The following is a 25291-nucleotide window of genomic DNA, read 5'->3' as shown; positions in this document are numbered from 1 at the left end:
AAGGATGGACATGGCACGCAATACGCAATCTTCCCGTGCCCGCTCGCAACGGGGCGGCACGTTTCTGGGTCTGGTGCTTGGCCTGATCGTCGGTTTGGCGATCGCCGTCGTGGTGGCGGTGTACATCACCAAGGCGCCGGTGCCGTTCGTGTCGCGCAACGGCGCGCAGCCCAAGCCGAGCGAGCCTGGCACCGTGGTCAACCCGCTGCCGACGCCCGCGCCGGCCGCACCGCAGGCCAGCGGCCCGGCCGCCGATCCGAACGCCCCGCTGTGGAGCCGCGTGCCGGCCAAGCCGGTCGACCAGGTGCCGGAGCCGAACGCCCCGCCGCCGGTAGCGACCACCCGCCCGGCCGAACCGGGCGCGACCACGCAGCCGGCCAGCACGCCTGCCGCGCGCCCGCCCAAGCAGACCACCCAGCCCACGCCGCCCGCAACGGCCTCCAACGAGAAACCCGTGGCGGACCCAATCGCCGAGATCGCACGCCAGGATGCCGCCAAGACGGGCTATTTCCTACAAGTGGGCGCTTACAAATCGGCCGACGATGCCGAGCGCCAGAAGGGCAACCTCGCCATGCAGGGCTTCGAGGCCAAGGTGACGCAGCGTGAAGTGAACGGCGCCACCATGTTCCGCGTGCGTATGGGCCCGTACAACTCGCTGGACGAGATGACCGCCGTGCGCAGCCGCCTGCAGGCTTCGGGCGTGGAATCGTCGGTCATCCGCTTCGCCCGCCAGCAGTGACATGAAAACACGCAGCCCGCTTGAACCCGGCGGGCTGTGATCTGTCAGAAACCTGAGATTCAGTTACGCTGGCACCCGCCTTGGGCTGCACAGATTCGGTTTCCCTGGCTTTCCCGCCTATTTCGTCCATTCGCCATGAAAAAACTCGCTGCTTTCCTGATCGCCCTCGCTACCGGCGCCGGTTTCCTGATGACTGCGCCGGCCCAGGCCGCGCCCACCGCCGGCAAGGAATACAAAGTGCTGCAATCGCCGCAGCCGGTGCCCGCAGGCAAGATCGAAGTCACGGAGTTCTTCTGGTACGGCTGCCCCCATTGCTACGACTTTGAAAACACCTGGACGGCCTGGGTGGCCAAGCAAGGCAAGGACGTGGTGATCAAGCGCGTGCCAGTGGCCTTCAACGCCAAGCTGGAACCGCATACGCGCATCTACTACACGCTCGAAGCGCTGGGCAAGCTGGACGCCAAGGATGCCAGCGGCCGCACGCTGCATGACCGCGTGTTTGACCAGCTGCACAAGAACTACCGCTCGATGTCGGAACTGGATGACATTGCCAAGTTCATGGCCGCCAATGGTGTCGACGAGAAGCAGTTCCGCGATGCCTACAACTCGTTCAGCGTAAACTCCAATACCAAACGCGCCGCACAACTGGCCGATCAGTACAAGATCGAAGGTGTGCCGACCATCGTGGTGCAAGGCAAGTACACCACGTCGCCGGCCGATGCTGGCAGCAACGTGGGCGCCGCGCAGACGCTCGACTACCTCGTCCAGCAGGTGCGCGACCGCAAACTGTGATGGATGACCGCACCTGGGGCCTCGCCCCAGGGCGAGATACCACCACCAGCGCCCGCCTCCGTGCGGGCGTTTTTTGTGCCAACTTTCCTTGCCCTCCTTCGACAGGACACCCGACATGAGTCAAACCGTCTTCATCACCGGCGCTTCCAGCGGCATCGGCCAGGCGCTGGCGCGGCAGTACGCTGCCCAAGGCGCCACGCTGGGGCTGGTTGCACGGCGCGTCGACGTGATCAAGGACTTCGCGCAGACGCTACCGACAGGCATCCGCGTACATTGCAATGCCGCCGATGTATGCAACGCTGAGTCGATGCGCGCCGCCGCTGAAGCCTTCATCGCTGAGGCTGGCGTGCCTGACGTGGTGGTCGCCAACGCCGGCATTTCGGAAGGCACCGACCTGCGCGAACCGGGCGATCTGGCAGCGTTTGCCCGCGTGATGGACACCAACTGGATGGGTACGCTCAACACCTTCCAGCCCTTCGTCGAGCCGATGCTGGCACGCGCCAAACCTGGCCAGCCCGGCGGCACGCTGGTCGGTATTGCCAGCGTGGCGGGTGTGCGCGGGTTGCCGGGTGCGGCGGCGTACAGCGCGTCCAAATCGGCGGTGATCAAGCTGATGGAAAGCCTGCGCGTGGAGTTTGGCCCGCTCGGTTTGCGTGTGGTGACCATCGCCCCCGGCTACATCCGCACGCCGATGACCGCGCACAACCCGTATCCGATGCCCTTCCTGATGCCGGTGGACGTGTTCGCACAGAAAGCCGTGGAGGCAATCCACCGCGGCGTGCGCTTTACCGTGCTGCCCTGGCAGATGGGGATCGTGGCCAAGCTGCTGCACGTGCTGCCGCGTTGGCTGTATGACCTGGCCTTTGCGCGCGCGCCGCGCAAACCCCGCAAACCTGAGATTTCGTCATGACGTTTACCGACGCGCTAGGCGTTGCTCACGCCCCCGTCGACATCACACCGCGCATCGCAAGCCTGGTGCCGTCCATTACCGACCTGCTGTTCTCGCTCGACCTGGGCGATCAGCTGGTCGCCCGCACCGGCTTCTGCATCCACCCGCGCGAGGCCGTGCGCAACGTGCCCAAGGTGGGCGGCACCAAGACGGTCAAGCTCGACAAATTGCGCGAGCTTGCGCCCACGCACGTCATCGTCAACATTGACGAGAACACGCGCCCGACCGTCGACAAGCTGCGCGAGTTCATCCCCAACATCATCGTCACGCACCCGTGCGCGCCGGAAGACAACCTCGCGCTATACCAGTTGCTGGGCGGCATCTTCCGCCGCGAGGCGCAGGCGCAGAAGCTGTCAGACACGCTCACGCAAGAGCTGGAAGCCCTGCGCGGCCGCCACTTCCTGCCGCACCGCGTGCTGTACGCCATCTGGCAGGACCCGTGGATGACGGTGTCGCGCGACACGTATATCTCGCGCATGCTCAAGCTCATCAATTGCCATACGTGGCCAGACGATCCTGCGCCCATGCAATGCGGCACCGAGAAGAGTGGCGACTGTGCCCGCCCCAACCGCCCCGACACGCGCTACCCCACCTTCCGCTGGAGCGACGAGGTGGTGCGCAACATCGACTGCGTACTGCTTTCCACCGAGCCCTACAGCTTTACCGAAGAGCACGTCGACGCGCTGGAAAAGCAGATCGGCAAGCCGGTCTCCCTGGTCGATGGCGAGATGGTGTCGTGGTACGGCAGCAAGGCCATTGAAGGCGTGCGGTATCTGGCGCAGTTCGGAAAGACATTGCGCCTGTAAAGCAGCAACCACCCAAAACAAAACCCGCCAGCAGGCGGGTTTTTCGTTGGTGGTGGGCCAAGTACCAAGTGCTAGCGCAGGAAGTTGTAGTCGTACTCCACCTTGGCAATCCGCAGGTGATACGTCGCATACCACTGCTCGCGCCCCATCTTCTGCGCGGTCAGGTGCTCGACCTGGTTCTTCCACTCGCGAATGGCCTCCAGCGACGACCAGTACGACACCGTAATGCCAGGTCGTCCCTGCTGCGTTGCACCCTCGTCGCGCACGGACTCGATGCCCAGGAAGCCGGGCATGTCGCGCGCCAGCTCGACCATGCGATCGGCCATCGCACCGTAGCCGTTGTCACCTTCGGTGCGCGTGGACGAGAAGATCACCGCGTAGTACGGCGCTGTGGGCGTGGCGGCGGGAAACGGCAGAACGGCGGCGCTGTCATCAAGAACGTCGTGCTGGTCGGCCATGTTGGGCTCCGGTGGAATGCGCTTTATGTTGCTACGTGAAAGCGGATGATGCCATCGGTGCCGGTCTCGCGCACCAACTCGCCCCGATGCCACAGGGCGTGCAGGTGTGCCAGCGCCTCGCCCATCGCAAAGGTCATCTGGTGCACGTCAAACTGGCGCTTGAAGATGACGTTGACGATGTCGCGTGCGGATTGCGGCGCAGCCTTGCACGCGGCCAGCGTATCGGCCAGGCGATCGACGTGGTGATCCCGCAGTTGGCGGATGCGCGTATGCAGCCCACGGAACGGCCGCCCGTGCGACGGCAGGATCAGCACATCTGCCGGCAGCGGCTCGTACTTGCCGAGCGAATCCAGATACAGCGTCAGCGGATCGGCCTCGGGTTCCAGATCGAACACGCTCACGTTGGTGGAGATGCGCGGCAACACCATGTCGCCAGAAATCAGCATGTTGGCGTCTTCACTGTAGAGCGCGACATGCTCGGGCGCATGGCCGAAGCCGGTGATGACGCGCCACTTATGTTGGCCGATGGTGACGACGTTGCCGTCCATCAAGCGGCGGTACTGGCCGGGGACGCCCGGCACCAGCGTGCTGTAGTAATCCTTGCGGTTGCGGATGCCATCGATGGAGGTGGGGTCCGTCAGGCCGTGGCGCTCGAAGTGGCGCGCGGCAAATTCGCCGCCGGCGTTCGAGGCACCCGTACCGCCCACCAACATGCGCGCGAACGCATAGTCGCCCAGGCTCATCCACAGGCGCACGTTCCAGCGTTTCTGATCGCCGCCCTCGCACAGCCAGCTGGAAAGGCCAACGTGATCGGGGTGGCAGTGCGTCACCAGCACGCGCAGCACCGGCAGGCCGTCGAGATGGTTCGCGAAGATAGTTTCCCAGTACCCGCGAATGGCTTCGTGGTTGATGCCGCAGTCGACGATGGTCCAGCCGTCTTGCCCATCCTGGTGATCGCGCAGCAGCCAGAGGTTGATGTGATCGAGCGCAAACGGCAGCGGCATGCGCAGCCAATAGATGCCGGGGGCGACTTCAAACCGCGTGCCGCCTTCAGGCAGCGTGTCGCCAAAGGGATAGTCGAGTTGGTGTTCGAGCGCGTTCATGGGTGTGGTCTCAAGTGCCGCCTTCGGAAGGCAGTCTTCATGCATTGCGGTTTGACGCCATTGACGCTAACGTAAACGTCAATTCGTCGCCGGTCTCCCATCTTAAGCGAAAACTTAAATTGGCTGCCCGATGCGCACCCGCCATCACAGGATCACCCGCCGTATGTCTGCTTCCACCCCGTCTGCCGCCGCTGAGCTTGCCGCTGATCTCGAATCCGGCGAGAGCTGCCTGAGTGACCCCGGTGACGATATCAGCTACACCATCACCGACCTCGCCCGCGAATTCGACATCACCCCGCGCGCCATCCGCTTCTACGAAGACCAGGGCCTGCTGGCGCCGGATCGCCAGGGCCCGGGCGGACGCCGCCGCGTGTATTCCGCCGGTGAGCGCACGCGCCTGAAGCTGACCCTGCGCGGCAAGCGGCTCGGCCTGTCGCTGGGCGAGATCAAGGAGATCCTTGATCTATATGAATCGCCGCGCGATACGGTGCCGCAACTGGAGCGCTTCCTGGCCTCGCTGGCGCAGCACCGCGCCGTGCTCACGCAGCAGATGGACGACCTGAACGCCCAGTTGGCCGAGATCGACCAGCACGAGCGCCAGTGCCGTCGCCTGCTGGAAGACGCCCAGGCAGGCACGGCCAAACCGCCAAAGCGACGCAAGGCAGCCTGATTCCGCAGTCTTACGTGGTTGACGCTTATTGACGTTTACGTAAACGTCAATACAATACGCAACACCCTGTAGCACCCTCCCGGCACCGGTGCGCCCGCCACAAGCGACACGCACTTCACAACGCCAGAACACTTACCCAGAGACACGCGCGGCCTGATTTCCATGCACGCGCCCAAGGAGACCCACCATGATTGAACTGCCCGGCCTGAAATTCGACTTGGGCGAAGACATCGAGATGCTGCGCTCAGCCGTGCGCGACTGGGCGCAGGGCGAGCTGGCACCGCGTGCAGGAGAAATCGACCGCACCGACCAGTTCCCGATGGACGCGTGGCGCAAGATGGGCGAACTGGGTGTGCTCGGCATCACGGTGGCCGAGGAATACGGCGGCGCCAACATGGGCTACCTGGCGCACATGATCGCCATGGAAGAAATCAGCCGCGCGTCCGCCTCGGTGGGCCTGTCGTATGGCGCGCACTCGAACCTGTGCGTGAACCAGATCCACCGCAACGGCACGGCGGCCCAGAAGGCCAAGTACTTGCCCAAGCTGGTGTCGGGTGAATGGGTGGGCGCGCTGGCGATGAGCGAGCCGAATGCTGGCTCCGACGTCGTCAGCATGAAGTTGCGCGCCGAACTCAAGGGTGACCGCTACGTGCTCAACGGCACCAAGATGTGGATCACCAACGGCCCGGACTGCGACGTGCTGGTCGTCTACGCCAAGACCGAGCCCGAGCTGGGTGCGCGCGGCATGACCGCGTTCATCGTCGAAAAGGGCATGAAGGGCTTCTCGGTGGCGCAGAAGCTGGACAAGCTCGGCATGCGCGGCTCGCACACAGGCGAGCTGGTGTTCGACAACGTGGAAGTGCCGGTGGAAAACATCCTCGGCCAGGAAAACGGCGGCACCAAGGTGCTGATGAGCGGGCTGGATTACGAGCGCGCGGTGCTCTCCGGCGGGCCGATCGGCATCATGCAGGCCTGCATGGACGTGGTCACGCCCTACATCCACGACCGCAAGCAGTTCGGCCAGAGCATTGGTGAATTCCAGCTCATCCAGGGCAAGATGGCCGACATGTACACCACGCTGCAGGCGTGCCGCGCGTACCTGTACACGGTCGGCAAGAACCTCGATTCGCTGGGCCGCGACCACGTGCGCCAAGTGCGCAAGGACTGCGCCGGCGTGATCCTCTACACCGCCGAAAAGGCCACTTGGATGGCCGGCGAAGCCATCCAGATCCTGGGCGGCAACGGTTACATCAACGAGTTCCCGGTCGGCCGCCTGTGGCGTGATGCCAAGCTGTACGAGATTGGCGCCGGCACCTCGGAAATCCGCCGCATGCTGATCGGGCGCGAGCTGTACGCAGAAACGATGTAAGGCGGGCGCCGGGCGGTCGTCGCGGACAGGCGGGTGGCACGGAGCCATCGGCCAAACGGATAAGGAGGCGGAACGGTTTCAGGGCGTGGACACAGCAGCAGAGGCCATACAATCTAGGTCTTCGTGGTTGGCTGCTTTTCTGATTGCTTTTCTGCCCTCCCCCGCGCACACGCCATGTCCCATTTCCCCAAGCTCCTGTCCTCGCAGATTGCCTTCGACGTCGCCCGCACGATGCTCGACGGGTTCGACAAGCACTACCGCTTGTTCCGCGAGGTGTGCATCCAGGCCAAGGTGGCGTTCGAGCACGGGGACTGGTCTGCCATGCAGCAATTGCAGCGCGACCGGATCGCCTACTACGACGAGCGCGTGCGCGAAGCGTCGGTCATCCTGGAAGACGAATACGACGCCGAGAACATCGACGACGAAATCTGGCGCCAGATCAAGCTGCACTACATCGGCTTGCTGACCAACCATCACCAGCCGGAACTGGCCGAGACCTTCTTCAACTCGGTGTGCACGCGCATCCTGCACCGCTCGTACTTCAACAACGATTTCATCTTCGTGCGGCCGGCCATCTCGACGGAATACATCGAGAACGAGGAGTCGCCCACCAAACCGACGTACCGCGCCTACTACCCCGGCTCGCGCGATGGCCTGGGCACCTGCTTCGAACGCATCGTGCACAACTTCCAGCTCAACGCACCATTTGAAGACCTGAGCCGTGACGTCGGCTACCTGGTGCGCGCAGTGGAAGAGCAGTTTGGCGATTTCCGTATCTCGCCGAATTTCCAGGTGCATGTGCTGTCGTCGCTGTTCTTCCGCAACACGTCGGCGTACATCATCGGGCGCGTAATCAACGGCGACAAGTCGTACCCGCTGGCCGTGCCGATCATGCGCAACGCCGATGGCCAACTGCGCCTAGACACCGTGCTGCTGCGCCCGGAACAGTTGATGATCCTGTTCTCGTTCACGCACTCGTACTTCATGGTGGACATGGAAATTCCGTCCGCCTACGTGACCTTCCTGCGGGATCTGATGCCGCGCAAGCCGCGCGCCGAGATCTACACCTCGCTCGGCCTGCAGAAGCAGGGCAAGAACCTGTTCTATCGGGATTTCCTCCACCACCAGCAGCACTCGTCGGACAAGTTCATCATCGCGCCCGGCATCAAGGGCCTGGTGATGCTGGTGTTCACGCTGCCGTCGTACCCATACGTCTTCAAGGTCATCAAGGACTACTTCCCGCCGCCGAAGGAAACCACGCGCGAGCTCATCAAGAGCAAGTATCAGCTGGTGAAACGACACGACCGCGTGGGCCGCATGGCCGATACGCTGGAATATTCCGACGTGGCCTTCCCGCTGTCGCGCTTTGATGAGGAGCTCATCAAGGAACTGGAGAAGCACGCCCCCTCGATGGTCGAATACCAGCGCGCCGAAGACGGCAGCGAAGAGATCGTCATCCGCCACGTCTACATCGAGCGCCGCATGACGCCGCTGAACATCTGGCTGCACGAAGGCACCGATGCGCAGGTCGAGCACGGCATCATCGAATACGGCAACGCCATCAAGGAACTGATCGCCGCGAACATCTTCCCGGGCGACATGCTGTACAAGAACTTTGGCGTGACCCGCCACGGCCGCGTGGTCTTCTACGACTACGACGAGATCGAATACCTGACCGACTGCAACGTCCGCAAGGTGCCACAAGCTCGCACCGAAGAAGAGGAAATGTCGGGCGAGGTCTGGTACAGCGTCGGCCCGCACGACATCTTTCCGGAGACGTACGGCACATTCCTGCTGGGCGATCCGCGCGTGCGCGAGTCCTTCCTCAAGCACCACGCAGACTTTTTCGATCCGGCCATGTGGCAGTCCTACAAGGACCGCCTGCTGTCCGGACACATTCACGATTTCTACGCGTATGACGCAAGCGAACGCTTCGTCAACCGATACGGCGCCAGCGCACAGGGGACTGCAGCCGAACAGACGACCGAACCGGTCACAACAACGCTGCAACGCGCCGCCGCCTAACTCTCTCAACACGACGGGAAACCATGCCACATCGCATCAAAGAACTCTTCGAGAACAACCGCAAGTGGGTCGAACGCGTCAACGCCGAAGATCCGGAATTCTTCTCGAGCCTGGCCAACCAGCAGAACCCGGAATACCTGTGGATCGGCTGTTCGGATTCACGCGTGCCCGCCAACCAGATCATCGGCCTGCCGCCGGGTGAGGTGTTCGTCCACCGCAACATCGCCAACGTGGTGGTGCACTCGGACTTGAACTGCCTGTCGGTGCTGCAGTTTGCGGTGGAAGTGCTGAAGATTCGGCACATCACCGTGGTGGGCCACTACGGCTGCTCGGGCGTGAAGGCGGCGCTGACCAAGCAGCGGTTCGGGCTGGCAGACAACTGGATTCGTCACGTGCGTGACGTGGCTGAACAGCACGAGACGTATCTCGGCACGGTGGTCAATGACCAGTCGCGACACGACCGCTTGTGTGAATTGAACGTGATCCACCAGGTCAACAACGTGTGCCTGACGACGGTCGTGCAGGACGCGTGGGATCGCGGGCAGCCGTTGACTGTGCATGGCTGGATCTATGGCGTGAAAGATGGGATGTTGCGCAATCTGGGCATGGCGGTGAATTCCAATGAGGAATTGCATGCGCAACTTTCGGATGCGTGGCTGAACTATGGGAAGGATGGGAGTGCACCGACTCCTACGGGATATTGAGTTTGTTGTTGGGAGTGGTCTTTTGTTGGTGGTCCATCCCCTGTTTCATCCCCTGCCGGGGCTGACTCACTTTCTTTGTCTTGCCAAAGAAAGTAAGCAAAGAAAGGCGCGCCCAAGATGGCGAAACACTCCTTGAATTTATGTCGCAGGGAGGGAGGAGAGGCAAACTCGCTTCGCTCAAACAGCCTCCCCTCTTTTTCCTCCCTGCAACAGAAATTCAAGGCGCCATCTAGGGCATCAACGGCCACACCATCTGGATACGAACGCTGTAGTGGGTACGCGGCAAGACGCAGAGCGAAGCAAGCAGCAACACAGCAACAAACAAGAGCCTGACGGAGCACGCACACCAACGGTTTGGCCGTTGACGTTCCTGCCCTAGATGGCGCCTTGAATTTGTGTAAGCGGGCGGAAGAAAGAACGGGAACTGTCTGAGCGAAGCGAGTTTTCCCGTTCTCCGCCCGGTTACACAAATTCAAGGAGGGTGTCGCCATCTCGGGCGCGCCTTTCTTTGCTTACTTTCTTTGGCAAGACAAAGAAAGTGAGTCGGCCCCGGCAGGGGACGAAACGGAGATGGACCAACAAGGCCCACCCAAGAGCAAGAGACACATAGAACCTGCACCACAAGTGCAGAACCATGTCGACAGCACACCAGGAGATCACCATGTCCGACCGCATCATCATCGCCTCCGCCGCCCGCACCCCCATGGGCGCCTTCCAAGGCGAACTCGCCTGCCTCACCGCCCCGCAACTCGGCGCCGCGGCCATCCGCGCGGCAGTCGAGCGCGCCGGCCTGAAGCCTGAGCAGATCGAAGAAGTGATCATGGGTTGCGTACTGCCCGCCGGCCAGGGCCAGGCCCCGGCCCGCCAGGCAGCACTCGGCGCAGGCCTGCCGCTATCGGTCGGCTGCACCACGGTCAATAAGATGTGCGGCTCGGGCATGCGCGCCGCGATGAATGCGTACGACGCACTGCTAGCGGGCTCGCTGGACGTGGTCGTGGCCGGTGGCATGGAAAGCATGACCAACGCCCCGTACCTAATCCCGAAAGGCCGCGGCGGCTACCGCATCGGCCACGGCATGATCTACGACCACATGATGCTGGACGGCCTGGAAGACGCCTACGACAAGGGCCGCGCCATGGGCACCTTCGGCGAGGACTGCGCCGAGAAATACGGCTTCACCCGCGAGGCGCAAGACCACTTTGCAATGACCTCCGTGCGCCGCGCACAAGAGGCCACCGAGTCCGGCGCGTTCCGTTGGGAAATCACGCCCGTGACCGTCTCCAGCAAAGCCGGCGACACCGTCATCGACACCGACGAAGGCCCGCGCCGCATCAAGGTCGACAAGATCCCTTCGCTCAAGCCCGCCTTCAAGAAAGATGGCACGGTGACAGCGGCTTCGTCATCGTCGATCAACGATGGCGCCGCGGCGCTGGTGATGATGCGCGAATCCACTGCCAAGCAACTCGGCATCACCCCGCTGGCGGTAATGCTGGGCCACACCACGCATGCGCAGGCACCGGGCTGGTTCACCACCGCGCCGGTCACGGCCATCGACAAGCTGTTCAAGAAGCTCGACTGGAACTCAGGCAACGTCGACCTGTTCGAGATCAACGAAGCGTTTGCCGTGGTGCCGATGGCGGCGATGCACGATCTGCACATCCCGCACGAGAAGGTGAACGTGAACGGCGGTGCGTGTGCGCTGGGCCATCCGATCGGCGCATCGGGTGCGCGCGTGATCGCGACGCTGCTCGGCGCGCTGCGCCACCGCGGCGGAAAGCGCGGCGTGGCGAGCCTGTGCATCGGCGGCGGTGAAGCCACCGCCGTCGGCATCGAACTCTACTGAACGGAACGGCCAGCACGACGATGACGATAGCGAATGCAACATCCCGCCGCACGCGCACCGCACTCATCCTGGGTGCGTCGCGCGGTATCGGCCTGGAAACCGTCAAGCAGTACCGTGCCGACGGCTGGCGCGTGATCGCCACCGTGCGCTCGAAAGAGGCCGCGCAGGAGCTGCAGACCCTGGGCGCGGAGACGCATGTGCTGGACCTGACCGACGCCAACGCCGTCGCCGGCCTCGTGTGGAAACTCGACGGCGAAGCACTGGACGTGGCGATCTACGTGGCGGGCATCTACGGCCCACGCACGCAGAACGCCACGCCCGTCAGCCAGGCCGACTTTGATGCAGTGATGCACACGAACGTGTGGGCGCCGATGGGCGTGCTGCCCGCCGTGCTGCCGATGGTGGAAGCTGGCCGCAATAGCGCGGATGAAGCCGGCGGCGTGCTGGCCGTCATCTCCAGCCGCATGGGTAGCATTGGCGATATGGGCAGCAGCACAGGCTGGTTGTATCGCACCAGCAAAGCGGCGGTGAATGCCGCTTTGCACGCGCTGTCGTTCGACGCCAAGAACGCGACGTGCCTGACCTTCCACCCGGGCTGGGTGCAGACCGACATGGGCGGCGCCAGTGCGGCCATCACGCCGGAAGTGAGCGTAGCCGGCATCCGCAGCGTGATCGCATCGGCCACGCGTGCCGACAACGGCGCATTCCGCAACTACGACGGCAGCGTCATTGAGTGGTGAGACCAGAACGATGCTGCTGACCCAAGAGCAGGAAATGATCCGCGATGCCATCCGCACCTTCGTGCGCGAGGCGATTACCCCACACGCCGCCGCATGGGACCGCGATGCAACGTTCCCGAAAGACGTGCACCGCCAGCTCGGTGAACTCGGTGCGTATGGCGTGGCCGTGCCGGAAGAACTGGGCGGCGCGGGGCTCGACTATTTGTCGCTCGCGCTGATTCTTGAAGAAATTGCGGCCGGCGATGGCGGCACCTCCACCGTCATCAGCGTGAACAACTGCCCGGTGTGCAGCATGCTGATGGCGTTTGCGAACGACGCACAGAAACAGCAGTGGCTCGTGCCGCTGGCGCGCGGCGAGATGCTGGGCGCGTTCTGCCTGACCGAGCCGCATGTCGGGTCGGACGCTTCGGCCCTGCGCACCACCGCCACGCGCGATGGCGACCACTGGGTGCTCAACGGTGTGAAGCAGTTCATCACCAGCGGCAAGCATGCCGACGTGGCGATCGTCATGGCCGTGACGGACAAGGCAGCGGGCAAGCGCGGCATCAGTGCATTCCTGGTGCAGACCAAGACGCCGGGCTACATCGTCGCGCGGTTGGAAGACAAGCTCGGCCAGCACTCCTCCGATACGGCGCAGATCGTGTTTGAAGATTGCCGCATTCCCGCCGATTGCCTGCTTGGCGAAGAGGGCGCGGGCTACAAGATGGCGCTGTCGGGCTTGGAAGGCGGGCGCATCGGCATTGCGGCGCAAAGCGTGGGCATGGCACGCGCAGCCTTCGAGGCAGCGCTGGCCTACGCCAAAGAGCGCGAAAGTTTCGGCCAGCCACTGTTTGCCCACCAGGCGGTGCAGTTCCGCCTGGCCGAGATGGCCACGCGCGTTGATGTAGCGCGGCAGATGGTCTGGCACGCCGCCAGCCTGAAAGACGCGGGGCTGCCGTGTCTGAAAGAGGCGGCCATGGCCAAGCTCAACGCCAGCGAGATGGCCGAGCGCGTGTGCTCCGACGCCATCCAGATCTTCGGCGGCTACGGCTATGTGAGCGACTTCCCAGTCGAGCGCATCTACCGCGACGTGCGCGTGTGCCAGATCTACGAAGGCACCAGCGACATTCAAAAAATCTTGATCGCCCGCGCATTGGCGTAGGCACTTTTGGGGAAGCCGCAGCACAACAGGGGGAGCACATCATGAACGGGGCCATCGATTTCTACTTCGACTTCTCATCGCCGTATGGCTACTTCGCCAGCACGCGCGTGGAGGAACTCGCCCAGCGCTACAACCGCGCAACGGCGTGGCACCCGATCCTGCTGGGGGTCGTGTTCAAAACGACTGGCGGCTCCCCGCTGCCGCAAGTGCCGCTCAAGGGCGACTACGCGTGGCGCGACTTCGAGCGCACCGCACGCTTCAACGGCATCGAATACCGCAAGCCGACACACTTCCCGCTGCCCACGCAATACGCAGCGCGCGCCACGCTGTGGGTGCACGACCACCACGGTGGCGACCGTGCCATCGACTTCGCCCGCGCCATCTACCGAGCGCTGTTTGTCGATGACATCAACATCGGTGAGCCGACCGAAGTGATGAAGATTGCCGACGCCATGGGCATCGACGGCGCAGCACTCAATGCCGGTGCAAGCACGCAGCAGATCAAGGACCAGCTCAAGGCCGAGATCGACCTGGCGATGTCGCGCGGTGTGTTCGGCTCACCGTACGTGATCGTCGATGGCGAAGCCTTCTGGGGCTTCGACCGCTTTGACCAGATCGAAGCGCTGCTGCGCGACGGTCGCGTCTGAAGGAGTATGAAGAACGCCATGGCCATGACGAAAGGATTCCGCGCACTGGTGGACGAAGCCATGGCGCAGGTGCAAACGCTCTCCGTGGATGAGGCGCGTGCCTTGCTCGACGCCCCGCACGTGCAGTTTGTCGACGTGCGCGAGATCCAGGAGTTGGCACGCGACGGCGTGATTCCGAACGCGTTGCATGCCCCGCGCGGCATGCTGGAGTTCTGGGTGGATCCGGACTCCCCGTATTACAAGCCGGCCTTTGCAGAGGCCAAGACCTTCGTCTTCTTCTGCGCGGCCGGCTGGCGCAGCGCGCTGGCCACCAAGACCGTGCAAGACATGGGCCTGGAGCGCGTCGCCCATATCGAGGGTGGATTCACCGCCTGGAAGGCAGCCGGGGCCCCGGTTGCCGCTTACGAAAAACCAACAAAGAAAGCATGACTGCAGTCTCTCAATCCGCCCCCCGCCATCCTCGCTTTGACGCCATCCTCTTCGATTGCGACGGCGTGCTGGTGGATAGCGAACCCCTCGTCAACAAGCTGATCTGGCAGATGCTGAATGAACTCGGCATCGAGATCAGCCAGGAAGACTCCATCAAGCGTTTCCTCGGCAAGGCCATCCGCGAAGAACTGGACGCGATTGCCGAGATGCGCGGCGCACCGCTTCCCGCCAACTGGCTTTCCACCTTCCACGCCCGCCGCAATGCACTGCTCGAAGCCGAAGTAGAAGCCGTGCCCCACATTGCGCACGCCATTGATGTGCTCTCCAAGCTGGGCCTGCCGATGGCAGTGGCCTCCGGCGCCGATCGCGTGAAGGTGGAGTTGCAACTGAACCGCACCGGTTTGATCGAGCACTTCCAGCCGACGCATGTGCGCATCTTCTCGGCCACCGAGGTCGCGCGCAGCAAGCCCGCGCCCGATGTGTACCTGCTGGCGGCCAGCAGCCTGGGGGTCTCGCCGTCGCGTTGCCTGGTGATTGAAGACAGCCCCACGGGTGTGACCGCCGGCCACGCTGCGGGCATGACCGTGCTGGCCTACGCTGGCCGCAATGCGCCCGGCCCGCTGCTTGCCGCAGGTGCTACGCAAACCTTCACCGATATGCGCCACCTGCCGGAGCTGCTGGCCTGATGTCCGCCGCCCAAGCCAAGCCGATCCACCCGACCGACGCCTGCCCCTGCGGTGGCGTTGCGTACGCGCGCTGCTGCGGCCCGTTCCATGCGGGCAAAGCGGTGCCGGCCACGGCCGAGCAATTGATGCGCTCGCGCTACAGCGCGTATGTGCTGGGCGACACGGCGTATCTGCGCAACACGTGGCACCCGTCCACCTGCCCCGCTGATCTGGAAACCAGCGAGGCGGACGCCACCGCCACGCGCTGGCTCGGCCTGGACGTCAAGCGCCACACACCGCAAGACGCTGTTCACGCGACGGTGGAATTCGTCGCGCGCTACAAGGTGGGCGGCCGCGCGCATCGCCTGCATGAAACCAGCCGCTTCGTCCGCCTGGACGCCAGCGGCGCTGAATCCGCCGAAGGCCGTTGGCTGTACGTCGACGGCACCTTCCCTGACTGAACCTGACCGCACTTCCTGCACTGCTGCCATGCCGACGCTAGACACCAAGCTGAACCCCCGTGCCGAAGACTTCAAGGCCAACGCCGATGCCATGCGCACCCTCGTCGCCGACTTGCGCGACAAGGTCGCCCGCATCGCCCAGGGCGGCGGTGACGACGCCCGCGCCAAGCACCTCGCCCGCGGCAAGCTGCTGCCGCGCGACCGCGTGCAGCAACTGCTCGACCCGGGCACGCCGTTTTTGGAGTTCTCGCAGCTGGCGGCGTATGGCATGTACGACGACGCGGCACCGGGCGCCGGCATCATCACCGGCATCGGCCGCATCTCGGGGCAGGAGTGCGTGATCGTCTGCAATGACGCCACGGTCAAGGGCGGCACCTACTACCCGATGACGGTGAAGAAGCACCTGCGCGCGCAGGAGATCGCCGAGCAGAACCACCTGCCCTGCGTGTATCTGGTCGACTCGGGCGGTGCAAACCTGCCGAACCAGGACGACGTGTTCCCCGACCGCGACCACTTCGGCCGCATCTTCTACAACCAGGCCAACCTGTCGTCGAAGGGCATTCCGCAGATTGCGGTGGTGATGGGCTCGTGCACCGCCGGCGGCGCGTATGTGCCGGCCATGAGCGACGAGTCGATCATCGTGAAGGAACAGGGCACGATTTTCCTGGCAGGCCCGCCGCTGGTGAAGGCCGCGACGGGTGAAGTGGTGAGCGCCGAAGACCTGGGCGGTGCCGATGTGCACACGCGCCTGTCTGGCGTGGCGGACTACTTCGCCAACAACGATTCGCACGCGCTGGCACAGGCCCGCAGCATCGTCGCGCACCTGAACCGTCGCAAGCCGGATCAGGTGCAGATCCACGCGCCGGTCGAGCCGCGCTATCCGGCGGAAGAACTGTATGGCGTGATCCCCACCGACACGCGCAAGCCGTTCGATGTGCGCGAAGTCATCGCCCGCATCGTCGACGACTCCGCCTTCGATGAATTCAAGGCGCGCTATGGCACCACGCTGGTCTGCGGCTTTGCGCGCATCTGGGGTTATCCGGTCGGCATCATCGCCAACAACGGCATTCTGTTTTCAGAGGCGGCTCTCAAGGGCGCGCACTTCATCGAGCTGTGCTGCCAACGCAAGATCCCGCTGGTGTTCCTGCAGAACATCACCGGCTTCATGGTCGGCCGCAAGTACGAGAACGAAGGCATCGCCAAGAACGGCGCGAAGATGGTGACGGCGGTGGCCACGGCGCAGGTGCCCAAGTTCACGGTCATCATCGGCGGCTCGTTTGGCGCAGGCAACTACGGCATGTGCGGGCGCGCGTATTCGCCGCGCTTCCTGTGGATGTGGCCGAACGCGCGCATCTCGGTGATGGGCGGCGAACAGGCGGCCAGCGTGCTCGCTACCGTGCGCCGCGACGGCATCGAGGCCAAGGGCGGCCAGTGGAGCGCCGACGAGGAAGCCGCCTTCAAGGCGCCGATCCGTGACCAGTACGAACGCCAGGGCCATCCGTACTACGCCAGCGCACGCCTGTGGGACGACGGCGTGATCGACCCGGCGGATACGCGCAGCGTGCTGGGCTTGGGCCTGTCGGCCAGCCTGAACGCGCCGATTGGCGATATGAACTTCGGCGTGTTCCGCATGTAAGCGGACCGCCATCAAACATCAGACAAGGAACTTGCAGTGAACAGCAACACCGCGCGAACGTGGCGCAGCGCCTGGACAGCTATCGGCTGTGCGCTGCTGCTTGCCGTCGCGCATGCGCAGGACAAACCGTTCAGCTCACCCAACGCATCAAACGCGTCCGGCATCAGCGAAGAGGTGGTGGAGGTACCCAAGTCAGCGGGCATCTTCACCATCAAGCTGGAGACCACCGTCTACAAGCCAGCAGGCGCCGGCCCCTTCCCGCTCATCGTGCTCAATCATGGCAAGTCGCGTGGGAACGCGACCTTCCAGTCGCGTGCCCGTTACAGCGAGCAGGCGGCGGCGCTGGTCGCGCGCGGCTACGTGGTGGCCATCCCGATGCGCCAAGGCTTCTCCAAGTCGGGCGGCGCCTATATCGGCAGCGGCTGCAATGTGGAATCGAACGGCCTCATCCAGGCCGAAGACGTGGTGGCCGCGCTCGACTACATGACCACGCAGCCGTATGTGGACCGCAGCCGCATCGTCGTCATGGGCCAGTCGCATGGTGGCCTAACCACGATGGCCTTCGGCACGGTCAGCTACCCCGGCGTGCGTGGCCTGGTGAACTTCGCAGGCGGCCTGCGCAACGACACCTGCGCCGCCTGGGAGAACAACCTCGTGCGCGCCTTTGAGACGTACGGCCGCCAGTCGCGCTATCCGTCGCTTTGGTTCTACGGCGACAACGACAGCTACTGGCCCAAGCCGATGCCCGAGAAGATGTTTGCGGCCTACACAGGCGCAGGCGGCAAGGCGCGGCTGGTGGACTACGGCAACTTCAAGGGCGACTCGCACGGCATGTTTGCCAGCCATGCCGGCCTGGCCATCTGGCTGCCGCAGGTCGATGCCTTCCTGCGCGAACTCGGCTTGCCTGCAGGCCCTCTCACACCTGCAGCAGAAGCCTCGGGCGCCGATGACCCCAAGGGCGACACCAAGGTTGACACCAACAAGGATTCCGAATGAACGCTTTCGAGACCCTCGCCTTCGCCCAGCACGGCGCCGTTGCTACGCTCACGCTCAACCGGCCGGATGTGCGCAACGCTTTCAACGAGACCGTCATCGCCGAGCTGACCGGTGCATTCCGTGCACTCAGCGATGAGCCCAGCGTGCGCGCCATCGTCCTGTCGGGCAACGGCCCGGCCTTCTGCGCCGGTGCCGACCTGAACTGGATGAAAAAGATGGCCGGTTACTCGGATGACGAGAACCGCGCCGATGCGCTGCGCCTGGCCGAAATGCTGCGCGCCATCTACACCTGCCCCAAGCCCGTGATCGCGCGTGTGCAAGGCGACACGTATGCCGGCGGCGTCGGCCTGGTCGCTGCGTGCGACATCGTCGTCGCCGTGGACACGGCCAACTTCTGCCTGTCGGAAGCCAAGCTCGGGCTGATTCCGGCCACCATCAGCCCGTACGTGATCCGCGCGCTGGGCGAGCAGGCTTCGCGCCGCTACTTCATCACCGCCGAGCGGTTCTCTGCTGCCGAGGCGCATCGCCTGGGCCTCGTGCACGAACTGGTGAGTGCTGACACGCTCGACACCAAGGTGAACGACATCACCGCCGCACTCGTCGCCAACAGCCCGAACGCCGTGCGCGAGAGCAAGCGCCTCGTGCGTGAAGTGTCCGGCGCCGCCGTCAACGACGCGCTGCTGGCGGATACCGCTGAACGCATCGCCGCCATCCGCGCTTCGGAAGAAGGCCGCGAAGGCGTGCAAAGTTTCCTGGGCAAGCGCAAGCCGAACTGGCTGCTGCCGGCCTGACCCGCATAACTAGAAACCACGCATTACTTGAAGGAAGTCCTCATGCAACCCACTCCGCTCAACTTCGTTCCGAACGCCGCCAAGGTGCCCGTCACGCCCGGCCAGGCCCCCGATGCACGCTGGAGCCGCGAAGCCATCGAAGCGCTGTTCGCGCTGCCGTTCAACGACCTGCTGTTCCAGGCGCAGCAGGTGCACCGCGCCAACTTTGATGCGAATGCGGTGCAGCTCTCGACGCTGCTGTCGATCAAGACCGGCGGCTGCCCGGAGGATTGCTCGTACTGCCCGCAATCGGCGCGCTACGACACTGGCGTTGAGGCCGAAAAGCTGATGCCGATCGACGAAGTGCTGGAAGCCGCATCGCGCGCCAAGCAAAACGGTGCGAGCCGCTTCTGCATGGGCGCTGCATGGCGCAACCCGAAGCCGCATCAGCTCGATGCCGTGGCCGACATGGTGCGTGGTGTGAAGGCGATGGGGCTGGAGACCTGCGTGACGCTGGGCATGCTCAAGCAGGAACAGGCTGCGCAACTGAAGGACGCCGGGCTGGATTACTACAACCACAACCTCGATACCGCGCCGGAGTTCTACGGCGAGATCATCACCACGCGCACGTATCAGGATCGGCTCGACACGCTGGAGCATGTGCGTGATGCGGGCATCAACGTGTGCTGCGGCGGCATCGTCGGGCTGGGGGAATCGGTGCACGAGCGTGCTGGCCTGATTGCCGAGCTGGCGAACATGGAGCCGTATCCGGATTCGGTGCCGATCAACAATCTTGTGAAGGTGGAAGGGACGCCGCTGGCGGGCAACGAAGAGCTGGATCCGTTCGATTTCGTGCGCACGATTGCCGTGGCGCGGATCACGATGCCCAAGGCGATGGTGCGACTTTCCGCTGGCCGCGAGGCGATGGATGATGCGTTGCAGGCGCTGTGCTTTATGGCGGGCGCGAATTCGATCTTCTATGGCGAGAAGCTGCTGACTACCGAGAACCCTGAGGCGGATGCGGATCGCAAGCTGCTGGCGCGGTTGGGGATGCGGGTTGAGGTGCAGGATCACATGCATCAGAGCGCTGATGCTGCGCACTCGCATTCGTCGCATTGCCATATCGACATTACGCCGGCTGATTGATGGGTTTTGTGGGGGCCGGTTTTTGTTTTTGTGTTGGTGGTCTGCCTCCCTTTCGCCCCCTGCCGGGGCCGACTCACTTTCTTTGTCTTGCCAAAGAAAGTAAGCAAAGAAAGGCGCGCCCGAGATGGCGAAAGACTCCTTGAATTTATGTCGCAGGGAGGGGAAGGGAAAAACTCGCTTCGCTCAAACAGTTTCCCTTCCTTTTTCCTCCCTGCAACAGAAATTCAAGGCGCCATCTAGGGCAGGGTACGGCCACACCATCGGAGCACAAACGCAGTAGTGGGTACGCAGCAAGACGCAAAGCTAAGCCGGCAAAAGCAGTCGGGGATCGCGGGCGAAGCGAAGCAGCAAACAGCAAACAGCAAACAGCAAACAGCAAACAGCAGCAAACAAGAGCCTGACGGAGCACGCACACCAACGGTTTGGCCGTTGACGTTCCTGCCCTAGATGGCGCCTTGAATTTGTGTAAGCGGGCGGAAAAAAGAACGGGAACTGTCTGAGCGAAGCGAGTTTTCCCGTTCTCCGCCCGGTTACACAAATTCAAGGAGGGGGTCGCCATCTCGGGCGCGCCTTTCTTTGCTTACTTTCTTTGGCAAGACAAAGAAAGTGAGTCAGCCCCGGCAGGGGATGAAACAGCAGATGCACCACAAGTGCAAAAGACGCAGAACACTGGAGACAAACACCAAATGATCACCAAACTCCTCATCGCCAACCGAGGCGAAATCGCCTGCCGAGTCGCCGCCACCTGCCGCAAGCTGGGCATCCGCACCGTCGCGGTCTATTCGGATGCCGACGCCAACGCCCGCCACGTCGCGGCTTGCGACGAAGCGATCCACATCGGCGAACCCGCCGCCCGCGACAGCTACCTGCGCGCCGACCGCATCCTCGAAGCCGCCCGCGCCACCGGCGCGCAGGCCGTCCACCCCGGCTACGGCTTCCTCTCGGAAAACGAAGCCTTCGCCAAAGCCTGCGCAGAAGCCGGCATCATCTTCGTCGGCCCGCCGGCCTCGGCCATCGAAGCGATGGGCAGTAAGAGCGCGGCCAAGGCGCTGATGGAAAAGGCCGGCGTGCCGCTCGTCCCCGGCTACCACGGCGACAACCAGGACGCCGCCTTCCTGCGCACGCAAGCCGACCGCATCGGCTACCCCGTCCTCATCAAGGCCAGCGCAGGCGGCGGCGGCAAGGGCATGCGCGTGGTGGAATCGAGCGATGCGTTCGAAGCCTCGCTCGCCTCTGTCAAGCGCGAAGCCTCTAGCAGTTTTGGCGATGACCGCGTACTGATCGAGAAGTACCTCACGCGCCCGCGCCACATCGAAATCCAGGTCTTCGCCGACAGCTTTGGCGATGCCGTCTACCTGTTCGAGCGCGACTGCTCCGTGCAGCGCCGTCACCAGAAGGTGCTGGAAGAAGCCCCGGCCCCCGGCATGACGCTGGACCGCCGCCGCGCGATGGGCGAAGCCGCCGTGGCGGCCGCGCGCGCCGTGGGCTACGTCGGCGCCGGCACCGTCGAGTTCATCGTCGATGAAGACGGCACGTTCTACTTCATGGAGATGAACACGCGCTTGCAGGTCGAGCACCCCGTCACCGAAATGATCACGGGCGAAGACCTCGTCGAATGGCAATTGCGCGTGGCGTCCGGCGAACCGCTGCCGCGCTCGCAGGACGAATTGCACATCCACGGCCATGCGCTCGAAGCGCGTATCTACGCAGAGAACCCGGACCGCGATTTCCTGCCCTCCATCGGCACGCTGAAGGTGCTGCGCACGCCCACGGCGGTGGAGTTCACCGTCGGCGCGCAAGCCAATGGCGAACCGGCAGCCATTCGCATCGACGCCGGTGTACGCGAAGGTGATGCCATCAGCCCCTACTACGACCCGATGATCGCCAAGCTGATCGTCTGGGGCCGCGACCGCGAAGAAGCGCTCGCGCGCATGCTGCAAGCGCTGGGCAGCTTCCATTTGGTCGGGCTGTCATCCAACGTAGCGTTCCTGCGTCGCCTCGTGGCATCGAAGCCGTTCGCGACGGCGGACCTGGACACGGGCCTGATCGCGCGCAACCACGACACGCTGTTCCCCGCCGCGCCCGAAGTGCCGCAAGACGCCATCGCTCTGGCCGTTGCTGCGCTGCTGGCACGGGAGGCACGCAGCCTGCGCACGGATACGCGTGATCCGCATTCACCGTGGGCACGCGGCAGCGGCTGGCGCCTGAACAGCGCGGCGGAACGCACGCTGACGTTCACGCACGGCGAACATGCAATCGACGCCACGCTCGTCTACGGCCGCGACGGCTCGCGCCTGAAGACCAACGGCAACGAAGCCCCCTTCACCTCGCAGCGCCATGGCGAGACCTTCACCGTCATGCTCGGCTCGCACAAGGCGACGGGGCAAGTGCACGCCGACGGCGACGCCTTCCACGTCTTCACCGGCGGCGCACACTGGACGCTGGAGCGCCACGACCCCCTCGCCCACGCCGGTGAGGCCGACGACGAAGGCGGCAAGCTGACCGCACCGATGCCCGGCAAGGTCATCGCCGTGCTCGCCACGCCGGGGCAGAGCGTCACCAAAGGCGCGCCGCTCGTCGTCATGGAAGCCATGAAGATGGAGCACACGCTCACCGCCCCGGCGGACGGAGTAGTCGAGTCCGTGCTGTATGGCGTGGGGGATCAGGTGACGGAGGGCGTGCAGCTGCTGGCGTTCAAGCCGGCGGAGTGACGTCACAGGGGGCCACCGCGCACGTCGGCGGCCCCTGCTACACTGCTTGACGTATACGTCAACCACGCACTCCGAAGTCGCCCCACATGCACATCCAGATCTACACGCCCGACGGCAAGCCCCAACCCTGGCTCGATGGTTTTGCGCAGGCGCTGCCTGATGCACGGCTGTCGGTGTGGGAACAAGGCGCGGCGCAGGACGCCGACTACGCCGTGGTCTGGCAGCCTCCCGCTGACATGCTGCGCGGGCGCACGGATTTGCGCGCGGTGTTCAACCTGGGCGCGGGTGTCGATGCCATCCTCGGCTTGCGTGCACAGTCGCCCGATGCCATTCCCGAAGGCCTGCCGATCGTGCGCCTGGACGACGCCGGCATGGCTGCGCAGATGGGCGAGTACGTCACGCACGCCGTGCTGCGCTTCTTCCGCCGGCTCGACGAATACGAGCGCCAGCAGCAAGCCAAGATGTGGCGCTTCCTCAAGCCGTTCAATCGCGACGAGTTTGTCGTCGGCGTGCTGGGGCTGGGCGTGCTGGGTACGCACATCGCCAAGACGCTGGCGGGCTTCGGCTTTCCGGTGCGCGGGTGGAGCCGTTCGGCCAAGAGCATCGAAGGCATCGACTGCCGCGCCGGCACCGATGCACTGCCGGAATTCCTATCCGGCACCCGTGTGCTGGTGAACGTGCTGCCGCTCACCGCCGACACCGAGAACGTGATCGACGCCAAGCTGCTCGCGCAACTTGCGCCGGGCGCGTTCCTCGTCAACGTGGCGCGCGGCAAGCACGTGGTGGAAGACGATCTATTGGCTGCTGTGCGCAGCGGACAGATTGCCGGCGCCGCGCTCGACGTGTTCCGCAAGGAGCCGCTGCCCGCCGATCACCCGTTCTGGACCGAACCGCGCATCCACATCACGCCGCACATTTCGGCGCTGACGCTGCGCGAGGTGAGCATTGCCCAGATCGCGCGCAAGATCCGCGCACTGGAAGCCGGCGAACCGATCGCCGGCATCGTCGATCTGCAACGAGGTTACTGAGATGAGCTATCCGCATTTTGTGAAGGTGGTCGAAGTCGGCCCGCGCGACGGTCTGCAGAACGAGAAGGCGCCGGTCTCCACCGACACCAAGGTCGAACTGGTGAACCGCCTGTCAGACGCCGGTTTCGTCAACGTGGAAGCCGCGTCGTTCGTGTCGCCCAAGTGGGTGCCGGCGATGGCCGACGGCGCAGACGTGATGGCGCGTATCCAGCGCCGGCCGGGCACGCTGTATTCGGTGCTCACGCCCAACATGAAGGGCTTCGAGGCCGCAGCCGCCGCAGGTGCGGATGAGATCGTGATCTTCAGCGCGGCCAGTGAGGCGTTTGCGCAGAAGAACATCAACTGCTCGATTGCCGAATCGATCGAGCGCTTCGTGCCGGTGGCCAAGGCTACCAAGGATGCGGGCATCCGCGTGCGCGGGTCGATCTCGTGCTCGCTGGGCTGCCCATATCAGGGTGAGGTGCCGGTGTCAGCCGTGGTCGACGTGATCAAGCGTATGGCCGATCTCGGCTGCGACGAGATCGACATTGCCGACACCATCGGCGTGGGCACCGCAGGGCGCGTGAAGAGCGTGATGGAGGCCGCTGCGGCAACGTTCCCGATCGATCGACTCTCCGGTCACTTCCACGACACGTATGGCCAGGCGCTAGCGAACATCCTCGCCAGCCTGGAAGTCGGCATCCACATCTTCCACGCATCGGTGGCGGGGCTGGGCGGCTGCCCGTACGCCAAGGGCGCGACCGGCAACGTGGCGACCGAAGACGTGCTGTACCTGTTGCATGGCCTCGGTATCCGCACCGGCATCGATCTGGATAAGGTCGTGCTGGCGGGGGATTTCATCTCGCAAGCGATTGGCCGCCCGACCGCTTCGCGCGCGGGCCGCGCACTGCTGCTCAAGCTGCAGGACCAGATCGCCCAGGCCTGTATCTGAACCAACAAAAGAACAACGACGATGACCGCTACCGATACGAACGCCCCTCTGCCTGAATCTGCCCAGCGCGTGGCCGACCACCTGCGCACGCTCGGCTACGAAAAAGCCATCGTGATGCTGCCGGCCACGGGCAAGACGTCTGCCGAAGCCGCCGCCGGCCTGGGCTGCTCCGTGGCGGAGATTGCCAAGTCGATCATCTTTCGCCGTGCCAAAGACGACGTGCCGGTGCTGGTGATTGCCAGCGGCACCAATCGTGTCGACGAGGCAAAGGTTTCCGCGCACGTGGGCGCACTGGCCAAGGCCGACGCCAAGTTCGTGCGCGAGAAGACGGGTTATGCGATTGGCGGCGTGTGCCCGGTCGGCCATGCGGTCAAACCGGTCATGCTGCTTGACCAGGACCTGTTCCAGTACGCCAGCGTGTGGGCCGCTGCGGGGCATCCGCACGCGGTGTTCAACCTCACGCCGGCCGAGTTGGAAGCGATGACCGGCGCGCCTGTGGCCGACATCGCCCAGCGTGATTGATCGAACATCG

General features: G+C 64.1%; 25 protein-coding genes. 23 read left to right on the top strand and 2 right to left on the bottom strand.

Annotated elements, in window-relative coordinates:
• Nucleotides 1-10 precede the first annotated feature (10 nt).
• The 4 genes from V6657_RS00895 (at nucleotide 11) to V6657_RS00880 (ending at nucleotide 3286) form a co-directional block, all read left to right on the top strand.
• Nucleotides 11-739, top strand: coding sequence for an SPOR domain-containing protein (locus V6657_RS00895; protein WP_048933347.1), 729 nt, complete (start codon nucleotides 11-13; stop codon nucleotides 737-739).
• 135 nt (nucleotides 740-874) lie between these two features.
• Nucleotides 875-1531, top strand: coding sequence for a thiol:disulfide interchange protein DsbA/DsbL (locus V6657_RS00890; RefSeq protein WP_021196243.1), 657 nt, complete (start codon nucleotides 875-877; stop codon nucleotides 1529-1531).
• A 115-nt stretch (nucleotides 1532-1646) separates the two neighbouring features.
• The gene (locus V6657_RS00885) at nucleotides 1647-2441 is read left to right on the top strand and encodes an SDR family oxidoreductase (protein ID WP_048933277.1); all 795 of its coding nucleotides are present in this window, start codon (nucleotides 1647-1649) and stop codon (nucleotides 2439-2441) included.
• Nucleotides 2438-3286, top strand: coding sequence for a helical backbone metal receptor (locus V6657_RS00880; RefSeq protein ID WP_048933276.1), 849 nt, complete (start codon nucleotides 2438-2440; stop codon nucleotides 3284-3286). The genes V6657_RS00885 and V6657_RS00880 overlap by 4 nt, the downstream gene beginning before the upstream one ends.
• A 71-nt stretch (nucleotides 3287-3357) precedes the next feature.
• Here the strand turns inward: V6657_RS00880 and V6657_RS00875 are convergent, their stop codons facing one another.
• Nucleotides 3358-3744, bottom strand: coding sequence for an antibiotic biosynthesis monooxygenase (locus tag V6657_RS00875; RefSeq protein WP_048933275.1), 387 nt, complete (start codon nucleotides 3742-3744; stop codon nucleotides 3358-3360).
• Between the two features lie 23 nt (nucleotides 3745-3767).
• Nucleotides 3768-4847 (bottom strand): MBL fold metallo-hydrolase, encoded by a 1080-nt coding sequence (locus V6657_RS00870; protein WP_048933274.1) that lies wholly within the window; start codon nucleotides 4845-4847, stop codon nucleotides 3768-3770.
• Between the two features lie 163 nt (nucleotides 4848-5010).
• On the opposite strand from V6657_RS00870, the gene V6657_RS00865 reads away from it, so the two are divergent.
• The 19 genes from V6657_RS00865 (at nucleotide 5011) to V6657_RS00775 (ending at nucleotide 25281) form a co-directional block, all read left to right on the top strand.
• Nucleotides 5011-5517, top strand: a complete 507-nt coding sequence (locus V6657_RS00865) for a MerR family DNA-binding transcriptional regulator (protein WP_048933273.1) — start codon at nucleotides 5011-5013, stop codon at nucleotides 5515-5517.
• Between the two features lie 187 nt (nucleotides 5518-5704).
• Complete coding sequence (locus tag V6657_RS00860; RefSeq protein WP_048933272.1) at nucleotides 5705-6886, top strand: isovaleryl-CoA dehydrogenase; 1182 nt, start codon at nucleotides 5705-5707, stop codon at nucleotides 6884-6886.
• Nucleotides 6887-7060: 174 nt separating this feature from the next.
• Nucleotides 7061-8911 (top strand): bifunctional isocitrate dehydrogenase kinase/phosphatase, encoded by a 1851-nt coding sequence (aceK, locus tag V6657_RS00855; RefSeq protein WP_048933271.1) that lies wholly within the window; start codon nucleotides 7061-7063, stop codon nucleotides 8909-8911.
• Nucleotides 8912-8934: 23 nt separating this feature from the next.
• Complete coding sequence (gene can / locus V6657_RS00850; protein WP_048933270.1) at nucleotides 8935-9615, top strand: carbonate dehydratase; 681 nt, start codon at nucleotides 8935-8937, stop codon at nucleotides 9613-9615.
• A 661-nt stretch (nucleotides 9616-10276) separates the two neighbouring features.
• Nucleotides 10277-11458, top strand: a complete 1182-nt coding sequence (locus V6657_RS00845) for an acetyl-CoA C-acetyltransferase (RefSeq protein ID WP_048933268.1) — start codon at nucleotides 10277-10279, stop codon at nucleotides 11456-11458.
• A 26-nt stretch (nucleotides 11459-11484) separates the two neighbouring features.
• Nucleotides 11485-12198, top strand: coding sequence for an SDR family oxidoreductase (locus V6657_RS00840; protein ID WP_048933346.1), 714 nt, complete (start codon nucleotides 11485-11487; stop codon nucleotides 12196-12198).
• A gap of 10 nt (nucleotides 12199-12208) precedes the next feature.
• Nucleotides 12209-13339: an acyl-CoA dehydrogenase family protein gene (locus tag V6657_RS00835; protein ID WP_048933267.1), complete on the top strand. Its 1131-nt coding sequence runs from the start codon at nucleotides 12209-12211 to the stop codon at nucleotides 13337-13339.
• 41 nt (nucleotides 13340-13380) lie between these two features.
• Complete coding sequence (locus V6657_RS00830) at nucleotides 13381-13986, top strand: 2-hydroxychromene-2-carboxylate isomerase (RefSeq protein WP_048933266.1); 606 nt, start codon at nucleotides 13381-13383, stop codon at nucleotides 13984-13986.
• A gap of 18 nt (nucleotides 13987-14004) precedes the next feature.
• Complete coding sequence (locus tag V6657_RS00825) at nucleotides 14005-14415, top strand: rhodanese-like domain-containing protein (protein ID WP_048933345.1); 411 nt, start codon at nucleotides 14005-14007, stop codon at nucleotides 14413-14415.
• Nucleotides 14412-15101, top strand: a complete 690-nt coding sequence (locus V6657_RS00820; protein ID WP_048933265.1) for an HAD family phosphatase — start codon at nucleotides 14412-14414, stop codon at nucleotides 15099-15101. The genes V6657_RS00825 and V6657_RS00820 overlap by 4 nt, the downstream gene beginning before the upstream one ends.
• Nucleotides 15101-15541, top strand: a complete 441-nt coding sequence (locus tag V6657_RS00815) for a YchJ family protein (RefSeq protein ID WP_048933264.1) — start codon at nucleotides 15101-15103, stop codon at nucleotides 15539-15541. The genes V6657_RS00820 and V6657_RS00815 overlap by 1 nt, the downstream gene beginning before the upstream one ends.
• 28 nt (nucleotides 15542-15569) lie before the next feature.
• Nucleotides 15570-17177: a carboxyl transferase domain-containing protein gene (locus tag V6657_RS00810; RefSeq protein ID WP_048933263.1), complete on the top strand. Its 1608-nt coding sequence runs from the start codon at nucleotides 15570-15572 to the stop codon at nucleotides 17175-17177.
• Between the two features lie 36 nt (nucleotides 17178-17213).
• Nucleotides 17214-18173 carry a prolyl oligopeptidase family serine peptidase gene (locus tag V6657_RS00805; RefSeq protein ID WP_048933262.1) on the top strand — a complete coding sequence of 320 codons (960 nt, stop codon included), beginning with the start codon at nucleotides 17214-17216 and terminating at the stop codon, nucleotides 18171-18173.
• On the top strand, nucleotides 18170-18964 hold the full coding sequence (locus V6657_RS00800) for an enoyl-CoA hydratase/isomerase family protein (RefSeq protein ID WP_048933261.1): 795 nt from the start codon (nucleotides 18170-18172) through the stop codon (nucleotides 18962-18964). The genes V6657_RS00805 and V6657_RS00800 overlap by 4 nt, the downstream gene beginning before the upstream one ends.
• A gap of 42 nt (nucleotides 18965-19006) precedes the next feature.
• On the top strand, nucleotides 19007-20089 hold the full coding sequence (bioB, locus tag V6657_RS00795) for a biotin synthase BioB (protein ID WP_048933260.1): 1083 nt from the start codon (nucleotides 19007-19009) through the stop codon (nucleotides 20087-20089).
• Nucleotides 20090-20775: 686 nt separating this feature from the next.
• Nucleotides 20776-22800, top strand: coding sequence for an acetyl/propionyl/methylcrotonyl-CoA carboxylase subunit alpha (locus V6657_RS00790; protein WP_048933259.1), 2025 nt, complete (start codon nucleotides 20776-20778; stop codon nucleotides 22798-22800).
• Nucleotides 22801-22886: 86 nt separating this feature from the next.
• Nucleotides 22887-23828, top strand: coding sequence for a glyoxylate/hydroxypyruvate reductase A (locus tag V6657_RS00785; protein ID WP_048933258.1), 942 nt, complete (start codon nucleotides 22887-22889; stop codon nucleotides 23826-23828).
• Nucleotide 23829: 1 nt separating this feature from the next.
• Nucleotides 23830-24759, top strand: coding sequence for a hydroxymethylglutaryl-CoA lyase (locus tag V6657_RS00780; protein ID WP_048933257.1), 930 nt, complete (start codon nucleotides 23830-23832; stop codon nucleotides 24757-24759).
• 21 nt (nucleotides 24760-24780) lie between these two features.
• The gene (locus tag V6657_RS00775) at nucleotides 24781-25281 is read left to right on the top strand and encodes a YbaK/EbsC family protein (RefSeq protein ID WP_039599414.1); all 501 of its coding nucleotides are present in this window, start codon (nucleotides 24781-24783) and stop codon (nucleotides 25279-25281) included.
• Nucleotides 25282-25291 lie beyond the last annotated feature (10 nt).

It is taken from the genome of Ralstonia sp. RRA (assembly GCF_037023145.1).
Taxonomy (GTDB): Bacteria; Pseudomonadota; Gammaproteobacteria; order Burkholderiales; family Burkholderiaceae; genus Ralstonia.
The sequence above is the reverse complement of the archived record's forward strand: the minus strand, read 5'-3'. Positions and strand labels throughout refer to the sequence as shown.